The sequence below is a fragment of the Flavobacterium suaedae genome (assembly GCF_014642915.1).
Classification (GTDB): domain Bacteria; phylum Bacteroidota; class Bacteroidia; order Flavobacteriales; family Flavobacteriaceae; genus Flavobacterium; species Flavobacterium suaedae.
Genome location: NZ_BMJE01000003.1, coordinates 262,196 through 288,410, shown reverse-complemented (window position 1 = coordinate 288,410; position 26,215 = coordinate 262,196). Strand labels below are relative to the sequence as shown.

Sequence of the window (26,215 nt, the reverse complement as noted above, 5' to 3'; positions counted from 1 at the left end):
TACTTTTGCAATTCGCTTAGCGGTAATTTTGTACTAGTAAATGTTGAAAAAAATATTCAAAAATATGAGCCAGAAGAATTCTGATAATCAGGAAATAAAAGATAAGGAAACTACTATAAAAGATAATGAAGCAGCAGAAGCACAAGAAAATGAAACAGTTAAAGAAAATGCTGAAGCTGTAGAAGAGGCAGAAGAATTAACTCAAGAGGAAAAACTTCAGGAAGAATTAGCGAAAGAAAAAGATAAATTTTTACGCTTGTTTGCTGAGTTTGAAAATTATAAAAGAAGAACATCTAAAGAGCGAATAGAGCTTTTTAAAACGGCCAATCAGGAAGTTTTATTAGCGATGTTACCTGTTATGGATGATTTTGACAGAGCTTTGGCAGAAATAGCTAAAAGTGAGGATAAAGAATTGCATAAAGGTGTGGCATTAATACACAATAAATTTAGAGACACTTTAAACTCAAAAGGTCTTGAGTTGGTAGAGGTAAAGGCAGGAGACGATTTTAATGCAGATTTTGCCGAAGCTATTACGCAGATACCTGCACCTTCTGATGAGCTTAAGGGTAAAATAGTAGATGTAATAGAAAAAGGATATAAACTGGGCGATAAAATAATACGTTTTCCTAAAGTTGTAGTAGGTAACTAGTACAGTTACTTTCATCGATTAATTAGTAAAGGAAAAAGTTTAAGCACAGAAAACAAAAGACATGAAGAAAGATTATTACGAAATATTAGGTCTGGAAAAAGGAGCTACACCCGAGCAAATAAAAAAAGCTTACCGTAAGAAAGCTATTGAATTTCACCCTGACAAAAACCCGGGTGATGCAACTGCGGAAGAAAATTTTAAGCTTGCGGCAGAAGCCTATGAAGTACTGAGTGACCCTGACAAAAAAGCACGTTATGACCAATATGGTCATGCAGCCTTTGAAGGCGGTGGCGGCTTTGGCGGCGGTGGTATGAATATGGATGACATATTCAGCCAGTTCGGAGATATTTTCGGTAGTGCTTTCGGCGGTGGCGGTTTTGGCGGTGGCTTTAGCGGTTTTGGCGGCGGAGGCGGTCAGCGAAGAATGAAAGGTAGTAACCTTCGTATAAAAGTAAAGTTAACTCTTGAAGAGATTACTAACGGAGTAGAAAAGAAAATTAAGGTAAAACGAAAAGTAAAAGCTCCTGGAGTTAGCTATAAAACCTGTACTACTTGTAACGGTAGCGGTCAGGTAATGAAAGTTACCAATACTATACTTGGCAGAATGCAAACAGCTTCTACCTGTCATACTTGTGGCGGTTCAGGACAAATAATTGATAGCGTGCCACCACAGGCAGACGCTCAGGGTATGATATTAACAGATGATGCTGTTTCTATAAAAATACCTGCCGGAGTGGTAGACGGTATGCAACTTAAAGTATCAGGAAAAGGTAACGACGCTCCTGGCGGTAACAGCGTTCCCGGAGACCTTATTGTAGCTATTGAAGAGGTAGAACACAAAACGCTAAAGCGTGAGGGTGAAAACCTGCATTATGATTTATATATAAGCTTCCCTGAAGCTGCTCTTGGGGTTTCTAAAGAAATAGAAACAGTAAGCGGTAAAGTAAGGATAAAGCTTGAAGAAGGTATACAATCCGGAAAGATACTACGATTAAAAGGTAAAGGTATACCAAGTATCGAGGGGTATGGTAAAGGTGACTTATTAGTTCACGTTAATGTGTGGACTCCCAAAACGTTAAGTAAAGAACAACGTCAGTTTTTTGAAGATTCATTAAACGATGATAACTTTGCTCCACATCCTGAAAAATCAGATAAATCTTTTTTTGAAAAAGTTAAGGATATGTTTTCTTAATTTAAGATAAATTTATATATTTGAGTCCACTAGTTAACTAGTGGATTTTTCTTTTTCATAGCAATTTTTCCCATCCTTAATTCGTGTAAGGATGGGTTTTTTTATTTTTAAAATATAAAAAAATCATTTTGTTACCTTCATAAATCATTACTTTTACACATCTCAACTAAGTATTTTAAATGGAATATATATTAGAAGTAAATAACGTTGTTAAGCAGTACGGAGACTACACTGCGCTTAACAATGTTTCTTTAAAAGTACCAAAAGGCAGCATATATGGGCTACTGGGGCCTAATGGTGCAGGTAAAACATCCCTTATTCGTATTATTAACCAAATAACAATGCCGGACAGTGGCGAAATTTTGTTGGATGGTGAAAAATTAAGCCCTGACCATATAGGGCATATAGGTTATATGCCTGAGGAAAGAGGTTTATATAAAAGTATGAAAGTAGGGGAGCAGGCACTTTATTTAGCACAATTAAAAGGACTGTCTAAAACCGAAGCCAAAAAACAACTGGAATACTGGTTTGAAAAGTTAGAGATAAAAGGCTGGTGGAATAAAAAAATACAGGAGCTAAGTAAAGGTATGGCGCAAAAAATACAGTTTGTAGTAACCGTATTACACCAACCCAAACTATTAATTTTTGATGAACCTTTTAGTGGTTTCGATCCTGTAAATGCCAACCTTATAAAAGATGAAATTTTAGAGCTTCGCGATAAAGGAGCTACTATTATATTTTCAACGCACAGAATGGAAAGTGTAGAGGAGTTGTGTGATGATATTGCTTTAATACACAAGTCAAATAAGCTTATTGAAGGTAAAATTAACGATGTTAAGCGCGAGTACAGAACCAATACTTTTGAAGTAGGTATTGTGCCGTTTAATCTGCAAGGTTTTTTAGCCAATATTGCCACAACGGAATATAAGTCGGAAAAAACAGATTTTAAAACACTGGATGATGAGTTGAAACTTTCAATTACTTTACCACAGGCAGGCACTTCATCTCAGCTATTAAAATACCTTATGGAACACGGTAATGTAACCTACTTTGTAGAGAAGATACCAAGTGTGAATGATATATTTATAAAAACAGTAAGCCAAATATAAAAGTATGAGTCTTTCCCTTATTATAAAAAGAGAATTTAACTCCAAAGTGCGTAATAAGTCGTTTATAGTAATGACTTTTTTAAGCCCTTTATTAATAGTAGCCATGGGGGCTTTAGTTGCATACTTGGCAGGAGTAAATAAAGATGTAGTAAATAAAATAGCTATTTATGATACTGCTGATTTATTAAAAGATGATTTTAAAGATAACGCCAATACAAAATATGTAGACCTATCTGCAATGCCTTTGGAAGAAGCTAAAAAAATAGCTTCCGAAGATTATGCAGGGTTAATATACATACCCGTTACTGACAGCATTACACAACTTGCTGATTCTAAAATAGAATATCTGAGTAACGATACTCCCAATTTAGAGTTTGTGTCGACTATAGAGAAAGTTGCTAACGAAAAGATTACTAAGTATAAATTAAAGCAACTGGGGTTTGATTATGATAAAATAGAGGAAGCCAAGACCCGTTCTAAAATTTATTTAAGTAAATTTTCAGGAGAAGAAACCCATAAAGAAGGCAGTATTATAAAAATTATTATTGGAGGGCTGTTCGGTTACCTGATAATGATGTTTGTTATTATTTACGGTAATATGGTAATGCGCAGTGTTATAGAAGAAAAAACAAACCGTATTATAGAAATTATAATATCCTCTGTAAAACCGTTCCAGTTAATGATGGGTAAAATTATAGGCACATCAATGGCCGGGATATTACAGTTTATTATCTGGACGATACTTGGCTTGGGACTTTTCACTATACTTAGCTCTGTATTCAATGTAGAAATGGGAGCAACAGCACAAACTGAAGAAGTAGCACAATCAATGGAAGGCATACAGCTATACATTAGCGAACTGTGGAAGCTACCTTTAATGACCATGTTTATATCGTTTATTATTTACTTTATTGGTGGTTACTTCCTGTATAGTTCATTATATGCAGCTATTGGTGCAGCAGTAGACAGCGAAACCGATTCACAACAATTTTTACTGCCTATAATTATGCCTTTAATGCTTGGGGTATATGTAGGGTTCTTTACCGTAATAAGCGACCCTAACGGTACAGTAGCCACAGTGTTTTCTATGATACCGTTAACCTCGCCAATAGTAATGATGATGCGTATACCTTTCGGTGTTCCGCTATGGGAGGTAATAGTATCTATGGTAATACTTTTTGCTACTTTCTTTGGTGTAGTATGGTTTGCTGCAAAAATATACCGAATAGGTATATTAATGTATGGTAAAAAACCAACATACAAGGAGCTGTTTAAGTGGCTAAAATATTAAAGCCACTACGTTAAAAAGCAGGTTTCTATTTGTTAATTGTTTTTGCACAAAAGGTACAAAGCAATAATTTTAAAGGAACTTAAATTATTATAATCAATTACACTAAAAAGATGTCTAAAATACTGATTATAGAAGACGAAGCTGCGATTCGCCGAGTGTTAGGGAAAATATTGTCCGAAGAAAATGACAGTTATGTTATAGAAGAAGCGGAAGAAGGTTTGCAGGGTCTTGAAAAAATAAAAGATAACGATTACGACTTAGTACTTTGCGATATAAAAATGCCAAAAATGGATGGTGTAGAAGTACTGGAAGCCGTTAAAAAAATAAAACCGGAAACACCATTTGTAATGATATCCGGGCATGGTGATTTGGAAACTGCGGTACAAACCATGCGTATGGGCGCTTTTGATTATATCTCAAAGCCACCCGATTTAAACCGTTTATTAAATACAGTGCGTAATGCGCTGGATAAAAAAGAGTTGGTTACCGAAAACAAAATGCTGAAAAAGAAAGTCAGAAAAAAGTATGAAATGGTAGGAACCAGCGAGCCTATTAATCATATAAAAGATATGATTGATAAAGTAGCACCAACGGATGCCAGAGTGTTAATTACAGGACCAAACGGTACAGGTAAGGAGTTGGTAGCACATTGGTTACATCAAAAAAGTGAACGCTCATCCAGCCCGTTTATAGAGGTCAATTGCGCAGCTATACCATCAGAGTTAATAGAAAGTGAACTGTTCGGGCATGTGAAAGGAGCGTTTACCAGTGCTGTAAAAGACAGAGCCGGTAAGTTTGAAGCAGCAAATAAAGGGACTATCTTTCTTGATGAAATAGGCGATATGAGCCTGCCTGCACAGGCAAAGGTACTACGCGCATTACAAGAAAGCATGATACAACGTGTTGGTGCTGATAAGGATATTAGAATAGATGTTCGAGTAGTAGCAGCGACCAATAAAGACCTTAAAAAAGAAATAGAGGAAGGACGTTTTAGAGAAGACCTTTACCATCGGCTTGCCGTTATATTAATAGAAGTACCTGCACTGAATGACAGGAGGGATGATATACCTGTACTGGTAGAACACTTCACTAAAAAAATAGCAGAAGAGCAGGGAATGACTAAAAAAACATTTTCTGATGAAGCAATAAAACTGTTACAGGAATATGACTGGACAGGTAATATACGTGAGCTTAGAAATGTAGTAGAGCGCCTTTTAATATTAGGAGGTAAAGAGATTTCTAAAGATGACGTAAAACTGTTTGCCAGTAAATAAAAGTATACAAATTGAAATTAAAAAAGATAAATATAAACTTGGCAAAAGCTCTTGAGGAGCAAGAGTTAGCAGAGCCAAGAGCAATACAAAAACAAACGTTTGGTACTATTAAAAGTGGTGCTGATTGTGTAATAGAAGCTCCTAAAAGTGAGGGTAAAACAACTACTATAGTTATAAACGTAATACAACGTTTGGAAAAAGCTTTTCAACAATCGCCAAGAGCATTAATCTTTGTAGAAAGCAAAGAAAAAGTGCAGGAAATGGAAGAGCTGTTTGAAAAATATGGTAACTATACCGATTTACGTGTATACGGAGTTCATGAAAAGGGTGATGTTGATTACGATAAAAATGTTATTTCGGCAGGGATAGATGTTTTAATAGGTACACCGGGCAAACTCAACGATATGTTTGCTACTGCCGGGTTCGATGTTAATCAACTTAAGATGTTTGTTGTTGATGATGCCGAAGCACTTTTAAAATTAAGGCATGATGGTAAAATAGTACGAATATCCGATTCTGTACAAAAATCACAACGAATACTATTTACCGATGTACTTTCTGCTCGTGTAGAATCGTTAGCAGACAGAATAATGACAGAGCCTTTTGTTTTTGAGTTTGCCGATGAAGAAAATGACCAATAAAAAATAAAACTATGAACACAGTAAAAGTATATTCAGGCAATGAAATAATGGCAGCAAGTGTAAAAAACAAGCTGGAAGAAGCAGGTATCAGCATAGTTGTACGCGATAATATTCAGTCGGCTACTTTAGCAGGTTTTGGTTCTTTAGGTCAGGTTGTAAACATTTATGTAAATGAAGAAGATGCCGAAAAGGCAAAAACTATTATAGCGGCTGATTAAAACGACTTTTAAATTTTGATATTCAGATGATAAAGCATATAGAAGATTTTGATTACGGGAATAGAGAAATATGCGCTTGGTATGAAATAAAAAGCACCTAAAAGAGGTAACATGAAATCGTATAAACGCATACTTATTATTCTGGGCTGCATTTTTACAGGATTATATCTTTTAATCATTACAGTTTTATACTTTCAGCAAGAGCGTCTATTATTTCCTGGCTCAAAACTTTCTCAAAGCTATCAATTTGAATATTTAGAAGATTTTGAAGAATTGAATATTCCTGTTGATGATGAAGCTACTATTAACGGTTTGTTATTTAAAGCCGAGAATGCTAAAGGTCTTGTATTCTACCTTCACGGTAATGGAGGCTGTCTTAAAACGTGGGGGGATATTGCAAATACATATACTAATTTAGGTTACGATATTTTTATTCCTGATTACAGAGGTTATGGCAAAAGTACTGGTGATATTGAAAATGAAAATCAGTTTTTTGAGGATATGCGCAAAGTATATACTAAACTGTTAAAACGCTATAATGAAGATGAAGTTATTATAATTGGTTATAGTATAGGTACGGGTGCTGCTACAATGCTTGCGGCTGAAAACAATCCTAAAAAATTAATACTTAAAGCTCCATACTATAGTCTTACTAAAGTAGTTAATAACAAAGTACCTTTTATGCCTGATTTTTTACTTAAATATAAATTCGAAACATATAAATATTTACCTAAAGTTAATGCCCCTGTTTATATGTTTCACGGTACAAATGACAGGATAATTCCATATTCTAATAGTTTAGAGCTAAAAGAAATACCGGATATAAGTGTAAAAATTGAATTAATAACTTTAAAAGATGAAGGACATCAAGTGGGTTATAACAAAGTTTACTTAAATAAGCTTGCTGAAATTTTAAAGTAGTTTTATTTAATTACTTTTTTCTTTTTCTTATCAAACAAATAACCAACAGCTAAGCCTGTTATAATCCATAACGGAATCCCTACTAATAATTTATAGCTTGATAAATCTTCATTATTCATTAAAGGAATAATAATTATAGTAATCAGGTAGAAAGATACACCCCATACTAAACCTGACCTTACCCATTTTTTCATTTTGCTTGTTTTTTAGCAGGCTTTTTAAATATTCGTCCGAAGATAAAGCCACCAATTAACCAGATTACCGCCCCAATAAGTAAACGAGGTACTGTTATTTCTTCTCTGTTTAGCAACGGGAAGATTATATTCATTATCAGGAACATACATAGTCCCCAAAATAATCCGATTTTAATCCAGGTTTTCATTAATTAGCTTGAATATTCACTAATCAAATATAATGATTTTTAAAGGTTTATCAAAAGCATAGCTGTCTGATTAATAAAACAAGAAAGACACAAGCCTTTTTAAAACTTGTGCCTTTAGGCATATAAACAATTTATTTAACTACTATTCAACTCTAATCATCAGTTTTATAAACCTTGCTTTGCAAACGTTTTTTTTGTCTAAGTTTTCTTCGTTCTCGTTTTGTGAGTGCTTTCAGGGTTTTTACAACAATAATTATTCTGTTTGGAGTTCTACAATTTAACAGTGCCAAGGTATCTGCATTTTTCAAAATGTTTATACTAACTATACTGTCAGGTTCAATTCTTTTATATGCTTCAACATTTTTAGGAATACCATCTATAACATATAAAGTGTCTTTAGGAATACTTGAAACTTGCTGACTATAGCTATAACTGTAAAACATTATCAAGCACATTGTCACTATTACTTTCATACATTTTTTTGTTTTATGCCTCTCTCTATTTACTCATTACTCAACTCTGTTTACCAGCCGTATAAATTCAGCTCTGTAACCATCAGGGTCGTTATAAGCACCTTGTTTAGCAAGGTTAATAATATCCTGAGAAGTTTTGTTAGGTATTAGTTCACTGTCTCTCAGTTTTAAACCAAACCAAGCTACAGCAGCAGCAAACTTAAAGTCGCCCGATGTACTGCTTAATGCTGTTGTAATGTTAGGTATTACTTTTACTGTTTCTTTACTTACATTTTCATCCGGTTTTTTGTGGCGTAGTTTAATAGTTGCCAACTCATCACCGTAGTTGTTGGCTAATGTATTTGGCTGACTGTATTTTAATTCAGGGGCAGGGGTAAAGTAATCACTTTCTACACCTGTAGGTATAATTTCATATAGTGCTGTTACAGTATGCCCGCTACCTAGTTCTCCCGCATCAATAGCATCGTTAGCAAAGTCTTCATCTCGTAGTTTACGGTTTTCATAACCAATTAACCTATATGACTGTACGTGTTTCGGATTAAATTCTATCTGTATTTTTACATCTTTAGCAATGGCATACATAGAGCCTTTAAACTCTTTTTGTAAAAAGCGGTCGGCTTCCTGCATATTATCAATGTAGGCATAGTTACCATTACCCTTATCAGCCAGTATTTCCATTTTAGCGTCCTTATAGTTACCCATACCATACCCTAAACAAGTAAGGAAAACACTACTTTTACGTTTTTGTTCTATTAACGTTTGCATATCATCATTAGAGCTAGGACCTACATTAAAATCGCCATCAGTTGCCAGTATAACACGGTTGTTGCCTTTTTTAATAAAGTTTTCCTGTGCTATTTTGTAGGCTAAATTTATCCCCTCGCCGCCGGCAGTACTTCCGCCTGCATCTAAATTATCCAGAGCAGCAATTATTTTGTTTTTTTCCGCTCCGCTTGTAGAAGGTAATACTAAACCTGCTGCACCTGCATATACTACTATTGCAATCCTGTCGTTACTGCGCATTTGTTTTACCAGTATTTTCATAGACTCTTTTAACAATGGTAGCTTGTTCTGTGCATCCATAGAGCCGGAAACATCTATTAAAAATACAAAGTTAGAGGCAGGTAAGTCTTCGGTTGGTATTTCTACTCCTTTTAGTCCTATTTTTAATAGTTTGTGTTTGGTATTCCAAGGTGCATCGCTGTATTCTGTATTGATTGAGAATGGCTTATTATCCGTAGGCTGTGGGTATTGATAGTTAAAAAAGTTCACCATTTCTTCTACCCGAACGGCATCTTTAGGAACAGTTTGCCCATTATTTAAAAAACGTCTGATATTGGTGTATGAAGCATTATCAACATCAATAGAAAAAGTAGAAAGCGGTGTTATGGCAGGGTTTTCAAATTGGTTTTCTTCAAAAGACTCGTATTCTTCTTGATCGACTTGTATTTTAGCATTTAGTCTAGGGTTAGCTTCTTCATTTTTAGTTTCACTAGTTTGTTCATTACTGTTATAACTAGAAGTTTCTTTTCTAAAAGCTTTTATAGTATTAATTATTACTACCCCATTAGTTCCTTTACTGCCATACATAGCTGTTGATGCTCCATTTTTAAGCACTTTACAGTTTGCAATATCATCAAGGCTTAAACTTTTGTAGGTTACTTCGTCTACCGCTACACCATCTATTATATAAAGGGGCTCTTTACCGTTAGGTAGTACGTTTAGTTTATTAAGTTCTATTTTTATTTCTTCTTTACTTTGAGAGTTTATGCTTTTACCTAAGTAATAACCCGCTCCATTTTTAGTAGTAATAACAATTACACCGTTAGCTCCTCTGTTACCATATATGGAAGTTGCTGCAGCATCTTTTAAAATACTGTAGGAAGCTATATCATTTTGGCTGAGACTCCTAAAGCTATCTTCATCAACAGGGACTCCATCTACTACAAATAACGGTTCAGCATTACCATTTATACTACTGGTTCCTCGTAAAATGATTGTACTGTCTGCACCCGGTTCTCCCGAACCCGTTGCAATATTTATTCCTGCTACCTGCCCTTGCAGGTTTTGTAACACACCTGTATTTGCTCTGTCTTCTACTTCTTCAACAGAAACGGTTGTCATAGCTGCTGCTGCACGTTCATCTTGTTTCTCTTCCTCTTTTTTTATAGGATAACGGTTAGCAGTTACCGCACCATATTGATTGGATGCATTTGGGTTTACTGTTGCTGAATTACTATAGTAATTATAATCATTGCCGTTGTTTGTAGTTACAACTTTGTTTTTATTAGTTATACTTTCAGCAGGTATTGTTACCATAGCAGCTGATGAAGTAACAGGTTTTGTAACACGATATTTATCTACAATAACTTCCTCTAATTCGTAGTTATTATTATCAGCTATTGAAGGTTCAGTCGAGGTGTTTTTATCTCCATCTCTATATGTAACTTCTTTTTTAATTCTAAATTCACCATTACCGCTTCTTTTCTCTCGGTCTCTTGTATTCTTAATCTCACGATTAAATACTTTTCCATTAGCTAATGTGTCATATAGATTATCCTTTTTAGATTGATTTATAACTACTTCCTCCTCAGTTATTTCTTCATGCTCAGGATTAAAAGTTTCGTTTACTTTTTGTGTATCAATAACTGTAACATTGTTATCCGGTAGTACATCAGGACTTATAATTGGATCAGGATTATTTCTCATAACCATATTCCCAATGCTGATGAATAACAGGAGTAATGCGGCAGCACCTGTATATTTCCACCATACTACACCGCGACGTTTTTTCTTTTTATCCAGTTTATCCTCTACACGGTTCCATACTGCCTCCATGCGGTCAAAACTTTTTTGCTCTGCCTTTTCGGCGGCGTCCTTAAACTGTTCGTATATTTTATCTTTATTTTCCATTGCTGTTCACGTTTTGATAATAAACACTGTTTACTAATTCTTTGAGTTTTGTTCGGGAGACATTTAATTGTGATTTGGAAGTTCCCTCACTAATGTTCAGCATGGTTGCTATTTCTTTATGCGAATAGCCTTCTATAGCGTATAAATTAAATATGGTTCGGCACCCTTCAGGAAGGTAATTCAGCAACTCCAGTAAATCCTCTTCTTCCAATCCTGAAGAATCTGTTTGCGAAGGTTCTGCCGAATATGCCATATCTTCAATATAAATATTGAAATTTACATTTCGCTTTAATGTTAACAGGCACTGATTTACAGTGATTTTTCGTGCCCAGGCTTCAAAAGCCTTAACTTCTTTCAGTTGATTAATTTTAGTGAAAATAGTGTAAAAGGCATCGGCCATAGCCTCCTCAATTAGTTCTTCACTTTTTAAATACCTTTTGCAGGTGTAATATAGCTTGGTAGCCATATACTCATACACCTCCCGCTGTGCGCCTCGGTGCATTTTCCTGCATGCTGTTATGAGTTTTTCGTCTATCACAATTAAGTCTCTTTGTTTATATAGAGCAGGAAAAACTACAAAAGGTTGGAAAGGGTAGTAAAATTTTTCTCCTGAATAATTTAAACTGTAAGGTACAGCTAAAAATTATAAGTATTATAAAAGATAACTTTCTAATGAAAAGCCGGAGCGGTTAGTATCTAATAAGTCTTTAAACTCTTCTTCCGAAAGGCATACCCCAAGGTGTTCTACTTTTTCATTATCATCTTCATCGCCGTTAAGAAAATAAACAGGTATTGCGGAGGTAGATTTTCTTTTCCGTATTTGTTGTGCTGTTGCCCTGCCGTGTGAAGGTTTAACCGAGTAGTTAATTACAATAGCATCGGGGTTGGTTAGTGCGGTGTTTTTATAGGCGGTATTGCCATCACGCAACTCTGTGCCCACAATTTGGTGGGATGATGCTTTACACATTTCTATAAGCGGAGTGGTATTATCCTTACTCCAGTCAATAACAAATAATTTCATAATTGGCGAGGTGTGGTTATCACAAATTTAAAAAACCTACACCAATAAATTGGCATAGGTTTTAATATAATTGGTTATTGTAATTGTAGGTTTTTGGTTGCTTATCAGTTTTTTAAAGTTTAAAACCGTAAGCTAGCCTTAGTGCTATTTGGTCAGCATTAAAATCATTCATACCCTCATAACGTACACTTATGTCAATGTTTTCAGTAGCATATCCAATACCCGGAGCCCATAAAAATGTAGTTTCGTCATAGTCGTTAGTTACTGCGAACCCTGCACCAACTTCTCCTAGTACATAAAGGCTGTTTTCTAAAACAAATGCCTTAAAACCTCCTTTTACAGGAATGAAACCTAAATCATCAATATAATCTTCTTCACCAAATAAATGAGTATAACCTGTAGTTAGGGTTAATGATGTTTTTTGAGAAAGGTCATATTGTAGCCTTACATCTCCACCCAATGCAAAATTAAAATAGTCGCCGGTAGCAGCACCTGCGTTAAGTCCAAAACCTAAGCGGAACTTTTGGTCATAGTTATTTATTGCTTCGCTAGGTGTTCCTGTAATTTCCTGTGCATTACTTTTAGCAGTACCCATAAAGCATAATGCTCCTAACATTAAGCCTTTAAAAATTAATTTCTTCATAGTTATTGTGTTTTGTTGTAGTAAAATTACTATGTTAAAATGCAGGAAAGTCGCAACGTTTCGTTAATTATTTTACAATGAATTATTAAAATATTTAAGCCTGTAGTTTAGGTTGCTCATTACCATTTGATTATATAATCAACAATCTTGAGTATTCATCTGTTTGTTCTGTGTACATTTGCAAAAAAATTAAAAGTAGCAGTGAAATTAGCCAAATACACAAAAGAGTTCAGGCAAAATATTACGTTAGCATGGCCTGTAATACTGGGTATGCTGGGACATACTATAACAGGTATTATAGATAATATTATGGTAGGTAAGTTGGGTACCGCCGAACTTGCTGCTGCATCGCTTGGTAATAGTATGGTATTTATTGCTATATCGGCAGGTATTGGTTTTTCTACTGCTATAACACCAATTATTGCACAATATGATGCTGAAAAAAACACAGAGAAAGTAAGAAGTGTTTTTCATCATGGGGTATTTTTATGTACTATACTGGGACTGCTATTATTCGGGGTAGTTGTACTGGCAAAGCCTTTAATGCATTTAATGGATCAGCCGGATGAGGTTGTAGTACTTGCTGCACCCTATGTAGACTGGGTAGCTTTCTCACTGTTACCCATGATTATTTTTCAAGGGTATAAGCAATTTGCTGATGGGCTTTCATTTACCAAATATGCTATGTATGCGGTAGTTATATCGAATGTGGTAAATATTTTAATTAACTATTTACTGATATACGGTATATGGTTTTTCCCCGAAATGGGTATTATAGGTGCTGCTTTAGGTACTGTAATATCGCGAATTGTAATGTTGGTTTATATTCATTACATGATGGCTGGGAAGGAGAAGTTTAAACCTTATTTTACTAAGTTTAGTTTTAGTAATATTAAAAAATCAATGCTAAGGCGTATCACAGCACTGGGTGTGCCATCATCCATGCAAATGCTTTTTGAAGTAGCATTATTTACAGCAGCCGTGTGGCTTTCGGGTTCTATAGGTAAGTCCAGCCAGGCAGCTAACCAAATAGCACTTAGTTTAGCCTCTATGACGTTTATGTTTGCTGTGGGACTTAGCGTTACCGCTATGATACGAGTAGGAAACCAAAAAGGGCATAAAGACTACAGAAAGTTACTGCTGGTAGCACGTTCTATTTTCTTACTCTCAGTATTATTAGAAATTGTTTTTGCAGCCTTATTTGTAATTTTCCACAACTACCTGCCAAAGCTGTTTTTAGATATGAATGATGCATCACTAATAGTAGAAAATACAGAAGTAATAACCATAGCAGCAGAATTATTATTGGTAGCTGCGGTTTTCCAAATTTCTGATGGTATACAGGTGGTAGTACTTGGGGCATTACGGGGTTTGCAGGATATGAAGCTGCCTACAGTGTTTACCTTTATAGCTTATTGGGTAATAGGTTTCCCTGTTTCATTTTATTTGGGACTATATACCCCTTTAAAAGCAACTGGAGTGTGGATAGGTTTACTGGCAGGTTTGACAGCCGCCGCATTATTTTTATATATTCGCTTTAATTATTTAACTAAAAAACTGCTGGCAAAAGCATAGCAGCTTTTTAAAACAAAATTTTATATGGATTTACCAAAGTTTTTATTAGGTGATAATACTGATTTCCCTGAAGATATATTTATTATTCATTTAGAATACCCTCAGTTTATAATCAACTTGAAAGATGATGATGTAGAGCTTCTTGAAGAACCAGATGAAGCTGACAGGGAAGATCTTGAGGCTGAAATGGAAAGCCTTATAAAACAAGCTAACGATTTTTACGATCGCGAGATGGAACGCTACGAAAAAGAGTAGTTAAAAGCAGTAATTAAAATAACTAGCGTTCTAAATTTTCAAAATATTTTTTTAAGAGGGTTTGCGCAGCAATAAAAGGCGATAACTCATGATTTTGCACTGCTTCCTGATATTGTTTCAGCAGTGGTGCAATTCCTTCCTGTGAATAGAAACTGTTTTTTAGTTGCTCGTTTATGGTTTCGGTAAGCCAGTAACGATTTTGTTCTGCACGTTTGGCTTCAAAGTAATTATTACTTTTAGCAAGGTTAAAATAATCACTGGTTATTTTCCATACATCGTCTATACCGTCTTTGGTAATAGCACTACAGGTAGTTACTTTAGGTTGCCACCCTGAGTTTTTTGCAGGAAATAAATGCAATGCACGGTTAAACTCTGTTTTGGCAAGTTTAGCTTTTTTAATATTATCGCCATCGGCTTTATTAATTACTATTAAGTCTGCCATTTCCATTATACCGCGCTTAATACCTTGTAGTTCATCACCCGCACCGGCAATTTTCAGTAACAGGAAAAAATCTACCATACTGTGTACTGCGGTTTCGCTTTGCCCCACACCAACGGTTTCAATTATAATAACATCAAACCCGCAAGCTTCACAAAGAATTATAGACTCCCTTGTTTTGCGTGCCACACCGCCCAAAGTATCTCCTGAAGCAGAAGGACGTATATAAGCATTTTCATCTTTAACCAGTTCTTCCATACGGGTTTTATCACCTAAAATACTTCCGTGTGATAATGAACTGCTTGGGTCAACAGCCAGTACAGCTACTTTATGTCCCTTCTCGGTAAGGTGCTTACCAAAAGCTTCAATAAAAGTACTTTTACCAACTCCCGGAACCCCTGTAATACCTATTCTTACTGATTTATTAGCATGAGGTAAACAGTCGGCTATAACCTTATTAGCCTTTTCAAGGTGATTAGCATTTGTACTTTCAATTAAAGTAATGGCACGGCTCAGCATAGTTTTATTGCCTTCCAGTATACCGTTTACTAAATCATCAGCTGTAGGTTGTTTGCGACGAAGTTTAGTAATTTGTGCTATAGAGGCTTTGCTTATACTTTCGGGTTGTTGTACACCATCTTTCTCGTGAAGTGCGCTTGTATGATTGTTTTGGTTTGTCACTATATTGAATTTCTGATATAAGTAAAGTTATGAATTTTGTTTGCAAATTCGGTTTTTAATACCGTTTAGTACAGTGTACAAATTAAAATTCTTGTGTAAACTCCTGTAATGTTATCTTACAGAGTTTATTACTTATATCAGTATTAATATCGCAATACAGCTTGTCGAGGTTATCGTTTATTTTATTACCAACAGGACATTTAGGGTTAGGCTCTTTTTTACAGTACCCAAGTGTTACAGTTTCAAAAGTTATTTTAAAAATATCATCAAGCGATATATGTTCAGGGGCTTTAGCCAGTTTACTGCCACCATATTTGCCTTCACGACTTTCTATAATGTCATGTTTTTTCAGGTTTGCCATTTCTTTACGAACCAGTACAGGGTTAATGTTCATACTGGAAGCCAAAAAGTCTGACGACAAATATTCTTCTGGATATTTGGATAATAACGTTAATATATGGAGCGTGATAGCAAATTTACCTGAAATCATGTTCTGTAATAAATTTGATTACAAATTTAAACGGATTTATTAAACAGCCTTATATTTAAGCATTTTTTCTGCCCTTTTTCGTCATTTACCTTTACATTTGGGCTTAAAATTAAACAAGGTTTTGGACAGTATTATCCTCGTATTCCTTTGTATGCTTGCAGGTGTTGGTTTGCAGCGTGTAAAGGCTTTCCCCGCTAACGCTTACGTGGCACTCAATCAATTTGTTATTTATATTTCGTTGCCGGCACTGGCATTATATTACATTCCTAAAATAACGGTAAGTACTAAACTTTTATTTCCTTTAGGTATAGCGTGGATAGGTTTTTTCCTGTCGTTGCTGTTTTTTATTGTTTTAGGTAAAGTTTTTAAATGGTCTAAAAAACTAACAGGATGTTTAATCTTAACCGCAGGACTCGGTAACACATCATTCGTTGGCTTTCCAATTATTGAAGCTTTGTACGGAAACCAAGGACTGGAAACAGCTATTATAGTAGACCAGCCCGGTACTTTTATGGTTATGGCTACGCTGGGTATAATAGTAGCTACAGCATATTCTAAAGAGAGTACGGGTACAGGTGCTATGCTTAGGAAAATTCTATTATTTCCTCCATTCTTTGCTTTTTTTGCGGGGCTTTGTATGAATATAGCAGGTTATGATTTTATAGGAGATGTTCAGTCTGTCTTATCCCGATTGGGTAGTACGGTAACACCTGTAGCATTGGTAGCGGTAGGAATGCAGCTAAAAATAGAAAGGAAAAGTAAACATTGGCGCTTTTTAACCTTGGGGTTATTTTTTAAACTTATACTTACACCTGCTTTCTTTTATATACTATATAAACTTATTTTAAATCAGGATGGCTTACAAACAGAGGTATCGATTATGGAAGCTGCTATGGCTCCTATGATAACGGCTTCTATATTGGCTGCCACTAACGGGCTTAAACCAAGATTGGCAGGAATGATGATTGGAATAGGCATACCACTATCGTTTATTACACTTGCTTTTTGGTATTGGATACTGAATATGTAATGCAGAATAAATAAATATTTTAGGCTGATACCTGATATCAATAATTATCCTTTATTTTTTCACGTCTATTCTTACCAATTCGATGATTAAGTAAGACTTTGCATTATTTTAACTCCTTTTTGTAGCTTTTTATTTAACTTTATGGTTTTAAACTACCTAAACACATATAATTATGGCCACAAAAAAATGGGTTTTAGACTCGGCACACTCTGAAATACAATTTAAAGTAAAACACTTAGTAATTTCAACAGTAACAGGTTCTTTTTCCGAATTTAGCGGAGAAGCAACTACACCTGATGATACTTTTCAAGGGGGAGAGATAAGCGTTACTATTGGTGCTTCAAGCGCGAATACAAATAACGAAAAAAGAGATGAGCACCTAAAAAGTGAGGAATTTTTTGATGCTGAAAATCATAAATCATTAACTGTAAAAACAAAATCTATTAAACAGATTAATGATGACGAATATACTATACTGGCAGATCTTACCATAAAAGGAGTTACTAAAGAGGTAGCTTTTAAGGGTGAATATGGCGGTATAGCAGTTGATGGTTACGGTAACAGAAAAGTTGGTATTGAAATTACAGGAAAAATAAACAGAACAGACTACGGTCTTAATTGGAATGCTGTTATTGAAGGCGGAGGACTAACAGTTAGTGAAGAAGTAAAGCTTATAGGAAATCTTCAATTTACAGAGCAATAATATGAAGGTATTTAGTACATCCTATAATCAAAACCTGTACGACTTAGCAATATTTTTACTGCGACTAACTGTGGGTTGTTTTATGATAACGCATGGTTTGGGAAAGTTAGATATGCTAATGGAGGGCGGTGTAATTGAGTTTGCAGACCCTTTGGGAGTAGGGGCTAAAGCCTCTTTAACACTTACGGTATTTTCTGAACTGATATGCTCTTTCTTATTAATAATGGGTTTTGCTACACGGCTTGCATGTGTACCGCTAATTATTACTATGCTGATAATTATCTTCAATGTTCATATCAGTGATGATTTCAGCAGAAAAGAACTACCCGGACTATACCTTTCTATATACATACTTTTACTTGTAGTAGGCGGTGGTAGATTTTCAGTAGACCGACTTATAGGAGGCAGAAAAAAGAAAATTAATTATTAAGCATAAATATTTGTAGTATTTTTGAATGAGAGCTTACATAGCTAATGAATTCAAGACTATGAACCATATAATACTACCAAAAGAAATGATTGTTCGACTGGAAGAGATTGTCGGGCAGTCATTTCTTTTTTTTGACGAAGAAACAAGAAAAAACTACGGACATGATGAAACGGAAGATTACAATTTTCCACCATCGGTAGTAGTAAAGCCGGCGAATACTACAGAAATTTCTGAAATAGTAAAACTGGCTAATGAATATAAAGTACCTGTTGTGCCTATTGGGGGGCGCACAGGGTTAAGTGGAGGCGCACTAAGTATTCATGAAGGTATAGGCCTTTCTATAGAACGATTAAACAAAATAGAAGTTGATGAGCAAAACTTACAGGCTATTGTAGAGCCTGCCGTATACACTCAGGTACTTCAGGAAACCGTGCTGGAAAAAGGATTGTTTTACCCACCTGACCCAAGTAGTAGAGGGAGTTGTACTATTGGTGGTAATGTAGCCGAAAATGCAGGTGGTGCAAGAGCCGTGAAGTATGGGGTTACTAAGGACTATGTTTTAAATCTTGAAGTAGTGCTCCCTACAGGTGAAATTATCTGGACAGGAGCTAATACACTTAAAAACTCAACAGGGTACAATCTTACACAACTAATGGTAGGTAGCGAAGGTACGCTTGGTATTATTACTAAAATAGTGATGAAGCTACTGCCTAAAGTTAATAATAACATCTTGATGCTTGTTCCGTTTTTTAAAGCAGAGCAGGCTTGCGAAGCAGTAGCTGCTATATTCAGAGCAGGGATAGTACCCAGTGCTTTGGAGTTTATGGAGAGGGAGGCTATTGACTGGACATTACGTTTTTTAAATGATGATATAAGTATCAACATAAAGGATGAGGTTCAGGCGCATTTACTAATTGAGGTTGATGGTAATTATCCTGATGTACTATTCAGTCAGGCAGAAAAAATAACAGAGGTACTGGAACAGTATGATATTGATGAGGTTTTATTTGCCGATACTGAAGAACAGAAAAATGCTCTATGGAAACTGCGTAGGGCAGTAGGGGAGGCAGTAAAATCAAACTCGGTATATAAGGAAGAAGACACCGTAGTACCACGTTATGCCTTGCCTGAACTTTTAAAAGGTATAAAAGCTATAGGTAGTAAATATGGTTTTCAGTCCGTTTGTTATGGACATGCAGGCGATGGTAACCTGCATGTTAATATTGTAAAGGGTACTATGAGTGATGAACAGTGGAAAAATGAAGTGCCTAAAGGCGTAAGAGAAATATTTGAACTTACAGTAGCCCTAAAAGGGACATTATCAGGGGAGCATGGTATAGGTTATGTACAAAAAAACTATATGGATATTGCCTTTGGCAAAAAACAATTAAGCCTGATGAAAGCTATTAAAGAAGCCTTTGATCCTAATAACATATTAAACCCGGGTAAAGTATTACCGGATATTATTTAACTCTTCAATACCTTGTTAGCTACCCTACCAATGGTAAGCCCCTGCACAATAATAGAAAACACTACTACAAAATAGGTGATAGCTATTATAGTTTTAGTATAAGGGCTGTCGCCTATAGATAAGGCCAGGGCGATAGACACACCACCACGTAAACCACCCCACACCAATATTTTTATAGTACCCGGGCCAAAGCGTTCTTTTAGTTTAATAAACTTGCCCGGTAGCCATATAGAGATAAATCGGGAGGTAAGTACTATTACTATACTGGCAATACCGGGAATCCAGTACGCATTAAGGTCAGGAATCAGTAATAAATCAAGTCCTATAAACAGGAACAATATAGCGTTTAATATTTCGTCATTCAGTTCCCAGAACTTATCCAGATAATCTTTTGTAATGACTGACATATTGGAGGATTTCCGGTTAAAGTTCCCTATAATAAGCCCTGCAAATACCATAGTAAGCGGTCCCGAAACATGTATGGAGTGCGCTATAAGGTAACCGCCCATCACTACCGCAAGTGTTATAAGTACCGATACTTTGTAGTCATCTATTTTTCGCATAGCTTTAGATGCGGTTATACCCAGTATAACACCTAAAACAAAACCGCCCCCTGCTTCCTTTATAAACAGCCATATTATATTAAAAATGTTCAGACTGGCTTCTTCATTTTCCGCAAGCTGTAATATTACTGCAAATACCACTACTGCCATACCATCGTTAAAAAGCGATTCGCCGGCTATTTTAGTTTCTAATGATTTGCGCACTTTGCTCTGTTTAAGTATACTAAGTACCGCTACAGGGTCGGTAGGCGATATTAATGCTCCGAATAAAAGGCAGTATATATAGGGTATTTCCAGCCCCGGCATAGGGATAAAATATACTATGGTACCTACCACCAATGTGGATATAATGACACTTATAGTAGAAAAAGTCATTATGGGCGTACGCTGTTCATTAAGGTCACGCAGGTTAATGTGTATAGCGCCCGCAAACAACATAAAGTTAAGCATGGCCCCCATAAGCACCTCGGTAAAATCAAAACTATGTAGTAATGATGATATTTTACTCTCTATATCAGGAATAGAACTGCCAAAGCTAACCAGTATTATAGAGGCTGCCATAGCAATTATCATAACGCCTATTGTGGAGGGCAGTTTTAAAAAACGGACATTTAAATAAGCGAAGAATGCCGCTATAACAATCATTACTGATAGTGAGTAGTACAATTCCATAGAAGTAGAAAAAGAGAGTGATAAATTAAAAAAATAGTTTTCTTAGGCAGTAGGGTTTTTAAAAACCTACTTCTTCTCTTACTTTATCGTTAAACAACATACCAATAAATTTTTCACTTCCTTCGTCTCCTAAATTAATGAAATACCAATCATAATCAGTATGACTATCTGATATAGCTAACATTTGAGCTTTCTGTTTTATAGTAAAAGAGTTTTCATCATCATTAAATACTACGTTTTCAGTTTCCATTGCAGCTTTAATTTGCTCTTTTATCATTTCACCTTGCTCGCTAGGTATATCTTGGGTAAAAATCATTTTCATACCAAGGTTGTGGTCTATAAGGCAATAGTAAGCATCGTCTATTTTCTTAATAGCACCATAACTGAAATCAGGCTTAATATCCAGCATTTGTATTTTAACCTCAGGAGAGTTTAATACAGAATTCATTACCTCAATCAAAGTTTCCTTAGGTACAATATCAAAAACTTTAGGATAGGTGTATTCTGCTACGGCTGCATAATCACCACTACTGTTAGTTGTAGCTTTATATACCGCCTGTGCTCTTTCCTCAAGAGATTTTTTGTCTTGTGCAAATGTTAGTGAGGAGATTAAAACAAATGCGAATAGTAAAATATTTTTCATGTTGTTTACTTACAATATTAGGTTGAAAGTCAATATAAAAAATCCTCCATATAAATACTATATGGAGGATGTTAAATATGAAGAATTATAAGTTCTATTCGTTAATTATAACCCATTCTCCCGATGCCAGTAAACTTTCAGCTTTTTTAAACTTCATGGTTTCAGTTTTACCACTCATAACATGCTTTATAGTTACATTTTCGTTACGGCTTATTTTTGGTGCCGTTCTAACTATAGTTTCGGTTACTTGTGGCTTTTGCTGCTGGTTTTGCGAAACTTCGCGTGCCTTAGCTGCCATTTCATCAGTATTTAAAACCTCTTCCTTAGTGGTTTGGTAATTTTCTTTAACTCTTTGAGCTTGTTTAGCCTCCTGAATGTTATTTGTGTTTTGAGAAGGCAACGTACCTTTAAACAGGAATGAAATTACGTCACGGTTAATGTTACCAACTGTTTTCTTAAACAGGTTAAAGGCTTCAAACTTATAGATAAGTAGCGGGTCTTTCTGCTCGTGTACTGCAAGCTGTACAGACTGTTTTAACTCATCCATTTTACGAAGGTGCTTTTTCCAAGCTTCATCAACTATTGCTAAAGTAATGTTCTTTTCAAAATCAGCAATTAGTGATTTACCTTCAGTTTCGTATGCTTTTTCAAGGTTGGTGACAACATTAAGTGTTTTAATACCATCAGTGAACGGTACTACAATACGTTCATACTGCGATTCGTTGTTTTCGTAAACACCTTTAATTACAGGGTAAGCTTCTGCTGCATCACGTTCTGTTTTTTCGTTATACGCATCCATTACCGTTTTGTATACTTTACCGGTAAGTTCTCTCTCTGATAGTTTAGAGAATTCCGCTTCTGTAACAGGGGAGCTTATAGAGAAGTAACGGATTAACTCAAACTCAAAGTTTTTGTAATCGTTAGCTTGCTTGTTTACCTGAGCTATTTCTTCCGCAGTATCATACATCATGTTGGCGATGTCCACTTTTAGGCGGTCACCATGTAATGCGTGTTTTCTGCGTTTGTATATAACTTCACGCTGTGCGTTCATTACATCATCATACTCAAGTAGTCTTTTACGAACACCAAAATTGTTTTCTTCCACTTTTTTCTGTGCACGTTCTATAGACTTGGTCATCATAGAGTGCTGTATAACCTCACCCTCTTTAAGTCCCATTCTGTCCATAACTTTTGCTACTCTTTCAGAACCGAATAAACGCATCAGGTTATCTTCTAGCGATACATAGAACTGAGAACTACCAGGGTCTCCCTGACGTCCTGCACGACCACGAAGCTGTCTGTCTACACGTCTTGAATCGTGACGTTCTGTACCTATAATAGCAAGACCTCCGGCATCTTTAACTTCCTTAGAAAGTTTAATATCCGTACCACGACCTGCCATGTTTGTTGCTATAGTTACTACGCCAGGTTTACCTGCTTCCGCTACAACTTCTGCTTCACGCTTGTGTAGTTTTGCATTCAGTACGTTGTGCTTAACATTTCTCATTTTAAGCATACGGCTTAGTAACTCAGATATTTCAACGGATGTTGTACCAATAAGTACAGGGCGCCCTTGCTGAGAAAGTTTAGTAACATCATCAATTACTGCATTAAACTTCTCACGCATGGTTTTGTATATTAAATCATGCTGGTCGTTACGTGCAATAGGGCGGTTGGTAGGTATTTCTACCACATCCAGTTTGTATATTTCCCAGAACTCTCCTGCTTCGGTTACCGCAGTACCCGTCATACCGGAAAGTTTGTTGTACATTCTAAAATAGTTTTGCAGTGTAATAGTTGCAAAAGTTTGGGTAGCCGCTTCAATCTTAACGTTTTCTTTCGCCTCGATTGCCTGATGTAAACCATCAGAGTAACGACGTCCGTCCATTATACGACCGGTTTGCTCATCTACAATCATTACTTTATTTTCTTCAATAACGTATTCTACGTCTTTTTCAAATAAAGTATAGGCTTTTAGTAACTGTGTAAGGGTGTGTATACGCTCACTTTTTACAGAGAAGTCTCTAAACAGTTCTTCTTTTTGTTCAGCTTCTTCCTCTTTTTCAAGTTTTTTCTTTTCTATATTGGCAATTTCGGTACCAATATCCGGCAGTACAAAGAAGTCTTTATCAGTATCCTGAGAAAGGAATTGTATACCGTTATCTGTTAATTCAACCTGATTATTTTTTTCTTCTATAACAAAGTACAGTGCTTCATCAACCTTGTGCATATCTCGGTTGTTGTCCTGCATGTACTGGTTTTCAGTTTTTTGAAGTATCTGCTTAACACCTTCTTCACTAAGGAATTTTATAAGTGCTTTACTTTTTGGTAAACCTCTGTGAACTCTCAGTAATAAGAAACCACCTTCTTTAGTATTACCTTCTTTTATTAGCTTTTTAGCTTCTGCAAGTACACCGTTAAGAAGTGTTCTTTGCATATTTACAAGGTTGTCTACTTTAGGTTTAAGTTCGTTAAACTCATGGCGATCTCCCTGCGGTACAGGTCCTGATATAATAAGCGGTGTACGGGCATCATCAATTAATACAGAGTCAACCTCATCCACAATAGCATAGTTATGCTTACGCTGTACAAGGTCGTTAGGCGAGTGTGCCATGTTATCCCTTAGGTAATCAAAACCAAATTCGTTATTAGTACCATAAGTAACATCAGCAGCATACGCTTTACGTCTTGCGTCAGAGTTTGGCTGGTGATTATCAATACAATCTACAGTAAGACCGTGGAATTCAAATAATGGCGCTTTCCATGTACTATCACGTTTTGCAAGATAGTCGTTAACCGTTACAAGGTGTACACCATTTCCTGTAAGTGCATTTAAGTATATTGGTAATGTCGCCACAAGGGTTTTACCTTCACCGGTTTGCATCTCGGCAATTTTACCTTCGTGTAGTACCACACCACCTATTAACTGAACATCATAGTGAATCATGTCCCAGGTAATTTCTTTACCTGCTGCATCCCACGAGTTTGCCCATACAGCATTATCGCCATCAAGCTCTACATACGCCTTAGTAGCAGAAAACTCTCTGTCTTTAGGGGTAGCTGTAACTGTTATATGGGTATTTTCTTTAAAACGTCTTGCTGTTTCTTTTACTACTGCAAACGCTTCCGGAAGAATATCCATTAATACTTTTTCAGATATATCGTATGCTTCTTTTTCAAGTGCATCTATAGAGGCATAAATATCCTCTCTTTGGTCTATATCTTCTGTTTTTTCTATCTCTTCAAGGTATGATGCAATTTTCGCATCTTTTTCTGCTCTGGCTTCCTTAATCTTTTCTTTAAAAGATATAGTTTTAGCCCTAAGCTCATCATGCGAAAGACTTGTTAAAGCTTCTTCAAATGAATGAATCTTTTTGATAATAGGCTGTATTGCCTTAATATCTTTTTCAGACTTATCACCTACAAAAGCTTTAATAATGTTATTTATTAAACTCATTATTATATATGCTTATGTTATAATTAATTTATTATCAACAAATTTAACCAAAAAAAAAGCCTCACAAAAGAGACTTTTCAATTGAAATTTTTATTTTCTGCTAATATTCATCCTCATTCCAGAGATAATCTTCGTCAGTAGGGTAGTCCGGCCATATTTCTTCCATGGACTCGTATATTTCCCCTTCATCTTCGATGGACTGAAGATTTTCTACAACCTCTAATGGTGCTCCTGTCCTGATGGCATAATCAATTAGCTCATCCTTTGTAGCCGGCCATGGCGCATCACTAAGGTATGATGCCAGTTCTAATGTCCAATACATCTTTTTAACGATTTAATTTTATGCAAAAATAAATTTTATACTGAAAATGTCAAGTAAAAATTTGCTTAATTTATTTAAAAAAAGTAAGAACGTTTTAGGCGGGCTAAAATTTATTATAGATAACTCTTGCTATCCCTTGTATATTAAGGCTTTTCAGGAATCCATTTAACTTCATCCGCGTTTAAATCGTAGGACAACTTCCGTGCCAGTACAAAAAGATAGTCAGAAAGTCGGTTTAAGTATGTCAAAACCATACTGTCAACAGGTTCAATCTCGTTTAAATGTACTGCTAAACGCTCTGCACGGCGACAAACACAACGTGTTATATGACAGTATGACACTGTAGTATGCCCGCCCGGAAGCACAAAATGAGTCATAGGTGGGAGGGCTTCCTCCATGTTATCAATTTCATTTTCAAGAAGCTCAATATCTTTTTTAGATATTTTTGCAATGTTTAAACGTTCTTTTCCGTTTTTTAAAACTTCTTTTTCCGGAGGAGTTGCCAATATGGCACCTAAAGTAAAAAGTCTGTCCTGCACGCGCTCTAAAACTTTTTTATAAAGTGGGTTCATTTCCTGATCTCGAATTAAACCTATATGTGAGTTTAGTTCGTCAACAGTTCCGTAGCTTTCTATACGTATATGATGTTTAGGTACACGTGTTCCGCCAAAGAGAGCGGTTGTTCCTTTATCTCCGGTTTTAGTATATACTTTCATTATTATTATGGATTTCTAAGAAGGGTGGTTTTTGTAATGAG

At 35.7% G+C, this 26,215-nt stretch carries 28 protein-coding genes; 14 read left to right on the top strand and 14 right to left on the bottom strand.

What is annotated here, in order from left to right:
- Positions 1-64: 64 nt before the first annotated feature.
- The 8 genes from IEW45_RS07255 (at position 65) to IEW45_RS07220 (ending at position 7,295) form a co-directional block, all read left to right on the top strand.
- Positions 65-649 (top strand): nucleotide exchange factor GrpE, encoded by a 585-nt coding sequence (locus IEW45_RS07255; protein ID WP_373283172.1) that lies wholly within the window; start codon positions 65-67, stop codon positions 647-649.
- A 61-nt stretch (positions 650-710) separates the two neighbouring features.
- Positions 711-1,841 carry a molecular chaperone DnaJ gene (gene dnaJ, locus IEW45_RS07250; RefSeq protein WP_188620568.1) on the top strand — a complete coding sequence of 377 codons (1,131 nt, stop codon included), beginning with the start codon at positions 711-713 and terminating at the stop codon, positions 1,839-1,841.
- A 179-nt stretch (positions 1,842-2,020) separates the two neighbouring features.
- Positions 2,021-2,950, top strand: a complete 930-nt coding sequence (locus tag IEW45_RS07245) for an ABC transporter ATP-binding protein (RefSeq protein WP_188620567.1) — start codon at positions 2,021-2,023, stop codon at positions 2,948-2,950.
- Positions 2,951-2,954: 4 nt separating this feature from the next.
- Positions 2,955-4,241: an ABC transporter permease gene (locus tag IEW45_RS07240; RefSeq protein WP_188620566.1), complete on the top strand. Its 1,287-nt coding sequence runs from the start codon at positions 2,955-2,957 to the stop codon at positions 4,239-4,241.
- Positions 4,242-4,351: 110 nt separating this feature from the next.
- Entirely contained in the window at positions 4,352-5,515 is a 1,164-nt protein-coding gene (locus IEW45_RS07235) for a sigma-54-dependent transcriptional regulator (protein ID WP_188620565.1), read from the top strand.
- 11 nt (positions 5,516-5,526) lie between these two features.
- The gene (locus IEW45_RS07230; RefSeq protein WP_188620564.1) at positions 5,527-6,156 is read left to right on the top strand and encodes a DEAD/DEAH box helicase; all 630 of its coding nucleotides are present in this window, start codon (positions 5,527-5,529) and stop codon (positions 6,154-6,156) included.
- Positions 6,157-6,167: 11 nt separating this feature from the next.
- Positions 6,168-6,374 carry a putative signal transducing protein gene (locus tag IEW45_RS07225; protein ID WP_188620563.1) on the top strand — a complete coding sequence of 69 codons (207 nt, stop codon included), beginning with the start codon at positions 6,168-6,170 and terminating at the stop codon, positions 6,372-6,374.
- 111 nt (positions 6,375-6,485) lie between these two features.
- Entirely contained in the window at positions 6,486-7,295 is an 810-nt protein-coding gene (locus IEW45_RS07220) for an alpha/beta hydrolase (protein ID WP_188620562.1), read from the top strand.
- A 2-nt stretch (positions 7,296-7,297) separates the two neighbouring features.
- Here IEW45_RS07220 and IEW45_RS07215 read toward each other — a convergent pair whose 3' ends face one another.
- From IEW45_RS07215 to IEW45_RS07185, 7 genes are all read right to left on the bottom strand, one after another.
- Complete coding sequence (locus tag IEW45_RS07215) at positions 7,298-7,489, bottom strand: hypothetical protein (protein WP_188620561.1); 192 nt, start codon at positions 7,487-7,489, stop codon at positions 7,298-7,300.
- Positions 7,486-7,677, bottom strand: coding sequence for a hypothetical protein (locus IEW45_RS07210; protein ID WP_188620560.1), 192 nt, complete (start codon positions 7,675-7,677; stop codon positions 7,486-7,488). Before IEW45_RS07210 ends, IEW45_RS07215 begins: the two co-directional genes overlap by 4 nt.
- Before the next feature lie 152 nt (positions 7,678-7,829).
- Positions 7,830-8,150 carry a hypothetical protein gene (locus IEW45_RS07205; protein ID WP_188620559.1) on the bottom strand — a complete coding sequence of 107 codons (321 nt, stop codon included), beginning with the start codon at positions 8,148-8,150 and terminating at the stop codon, positions 7,830-7,832.
- A 36-nt stretch (positions 8,151-8,186) separates the two neighbouring features.
- Complete coding sequence (locus tag IEW45_RS07200; RefSeq protein ID WP_229665915.1) at positions 8,187-11,063, bottom strand: YfbK domain-containing protein; 2,877 nt, start codon at positions 11,061-11,063, stop codon at positions 8,187-8,189.
- Positions 11,053-11,565, bottom strand: coding sequence for an RNA polymerase sigma factor (locus IEW45_RS07195; RefSeq protein WP_188620766.1), 513 nt, complete (start codon positions 11,563-11,565; stop codon positions 11,053-11,055). The genes IEW45_RS07200 and IEW45_RS07195 overlap by 11 nt, the downstream gene beginning before the upstream one ends.
- Positions 11,566-11,715: 150 nt before the next feature.
- Positions 11,716-12,084, bottom strand: coding sequence for a response regulator (locus tag IEW45_RS07190; protein WP_188620558.1), 369 nt, complete (start codon positions 12,082-12,084; stop codon positions 11,716-11,718).
- A gap of 112 nt (positions 12,085-12,196) precedes the next feature.
- Positions 12,197-12,727 (bottom strand): hypothetical protein, encoded by a 531-nt coding sequence (locus IEW45_RS07185; protein WP_188620557.1) that lies wholly within the window; start codon positions 12,725-12,727, stop codon positions 12,197-12,199.
- Between the two features lie 201 nt (positions 12,728-12,928).
- On the opposite strand from IEW45_RS07185, the gene IEW45_RS07180 reads away from it, so the two are divergent.
- Together IEW45_RS07180 and IEW45_RS07175 are read left to right on the top strand one after the other, a co-directional pair.
- Positions 12,929-14,302, top strand: a complete 1,374-nt coding sequence (locus tag IEW45_RS07180; protein WP_188620556.1) for an MATE family efflux transporter — start codon at positions 12,929-12,931, stop codon at positions 14,300-14,302.
- A gap of 24 nt (positions 14,303-14,326) precedes the next feature.
- A complete protein-coding gene (locus IEW45_RS07175) occupies positions 14,327-14,557 on the top strand; it encodes a DUF8828 family protein (protein WP_188620555.1) in 231 nt (76 codons plus the stop codon).
- 22 nt (positions 14,558-14,579) lie between these two features.
- Here IEW45_RS07175 and meaB read toward each other — a convergent pair whose 3' ends face one another.
- Complete coding sequence (gene meaB, locus IEW45_RS07170) at positions 14,580-15,677, bottom strand: methylmalonyl Co-A mutase-associated GTPase MeaB (RefSeq protein WP_188620554.1); 1,098 nt, start codon at positions 15,675-15,677, stop codon at positions 14,580-14,582.
- A gap of 82 nt (positions 15,678-15,759) precedes the next feature.
- A complete protein-coding gene (locus IEW45_RS07165) occupies positions 15,760-16,167 on the bottom strand; it encodes an Rrf2 family transcriptional regulator (RefSeq protein ID WP_188620553.1) in 408 nt (135 codons plus the stop codon).
- Positions 16,168-16,288: 121 nt separating this feature from the next.
- Between IEW45_RS07165 and IEW45_RS07160 the strand changes: the two genes are divergently transcribed.
- The 4 genes from IEW45_RS07160 (at position 16,289) to IEW45_RS07145 (ending at position 19,801) form a co-directional block, all read left to right on the top strand.
- Complete coding sequence (locus IEW45_RS07160) at positions 16,289-17,197, top strand: AEC family transporter (RefSeq protein ID WP_188620552.1); 909 nt, start codon at positions 16,289-16,291, stop codon at positions 17,195-17,197.
- Between the two features lie 172 nt (positions 17,198-17,369).
- Positions 17,370-17,900 (top strand): YceI family protein, encoded by a 531-nt coding sequence (locus IEW45_RS07155; protein ID WP_188620551.1) that lies wholly within the window; start codon positions 17,370-17,372, stop codon positions 17,898-17,900.
- 1 nt (position 17,901) lies between these two features.
- The gene (locus tag IEW45_RS07150; protein WP_188620550.1) at positions 17,902-18,330 is read left to right on the top strand and encodes a DoxX family protein; all 429 of its coding nucleotides are present in this window, start codon (positions 17,902-17,904) and stop codon (positions 18,328-18,330) included.
- Positions 18,331-18,388: 58 nt separating this feature from the next.
- Positions 18,389-19,801: an FAD-binding oxidoreductase gene (locus IEW45_RS07145; protein WP_188620765.1), complete on the top strand. Its 1,413-nt coding sequence runs from the start codon at positions 18,389-18,391 to the stop codon at positions 19,799-19,801.
- On the opposite strand, the gene IEW45_RS07140 is transcribed toward IEW45_RS07145, so the two are convergent.
- The 5 genes from IEW45_RS07140 to IEW45_RS07120 all read right to left on the bottom strand — a co-directional run bounded on the left by IEW45_RS07140 (position 19,798) and on the right by IEW45_RS07120 (position 26,174).
- Positions 19,798-21,036, bottom strand: coding sequence for a cation:proton antiporter (locus IEW45_RS07140; protein WP_188620549.1), 1,239 nt, complete (start codon positions 21,034-21,036; stop codon positions 19,798-19,800). The two genes, IEW45_RS07145 and IEW45_RS07140, sit on opposite strands and share 4 nt — an antisense overlap.
- Positions 21,037-21,094: 58 nt before the next feature.
- On the bottom strand, positions 21,095-21,679 hold the full coding sequence (locus IEW45_RS07135; protein ID WP_188620548.1) for a hypothetical protein: 585 nt from the start codon (positions 21,677-21,679) through the stop codon (positions 21,095-21,097).
- A gap of 94 nt (positions 21,680-21,773) precedes the next feature.
- The gene (gene secA, locus IEW45_RS07130) at positions 21,774-25,136 is read right to left on the bottom strand and encodes a preprotein translocase subunit SecA (RefSeq protein ID WP_188620547.1); all 3,363 of its coding nucleotides are present in this window, start codon (positions 25,134-25,136) and stop codon (positions 21,774-21,776) included.
- Between the two features lie 100 nt (positions 25,137-25,236).
- On the bottom strand, positions 25,237-25,458 hold the full coding sequence (locus IEW45_RS07125; protein ID WP_002986941.1) for a DUF2795 domain-containing protein: 222 nt from the start codon (positions 25,456-25,458) through the stop codon (positions 25,237-25,239).
- Positions 25,459-25,601: 143 nt separating this feature from the next.
- Positions 25,602-26,174: a cob(I)yrinic acid a,c-diamide adenosyltransferase gene (locus IEW45_RS07120; RefSeq protein ID WP_188620546.1), complete on the bottom strand. Its 573-nt coding sequence runs from the start codon at positions 26,172-26,174 to the stop codon at positions 25,602-25,604.
- Between the last annotated feature and the right edge of the window lie 41 nt (positions 26,175-26,215).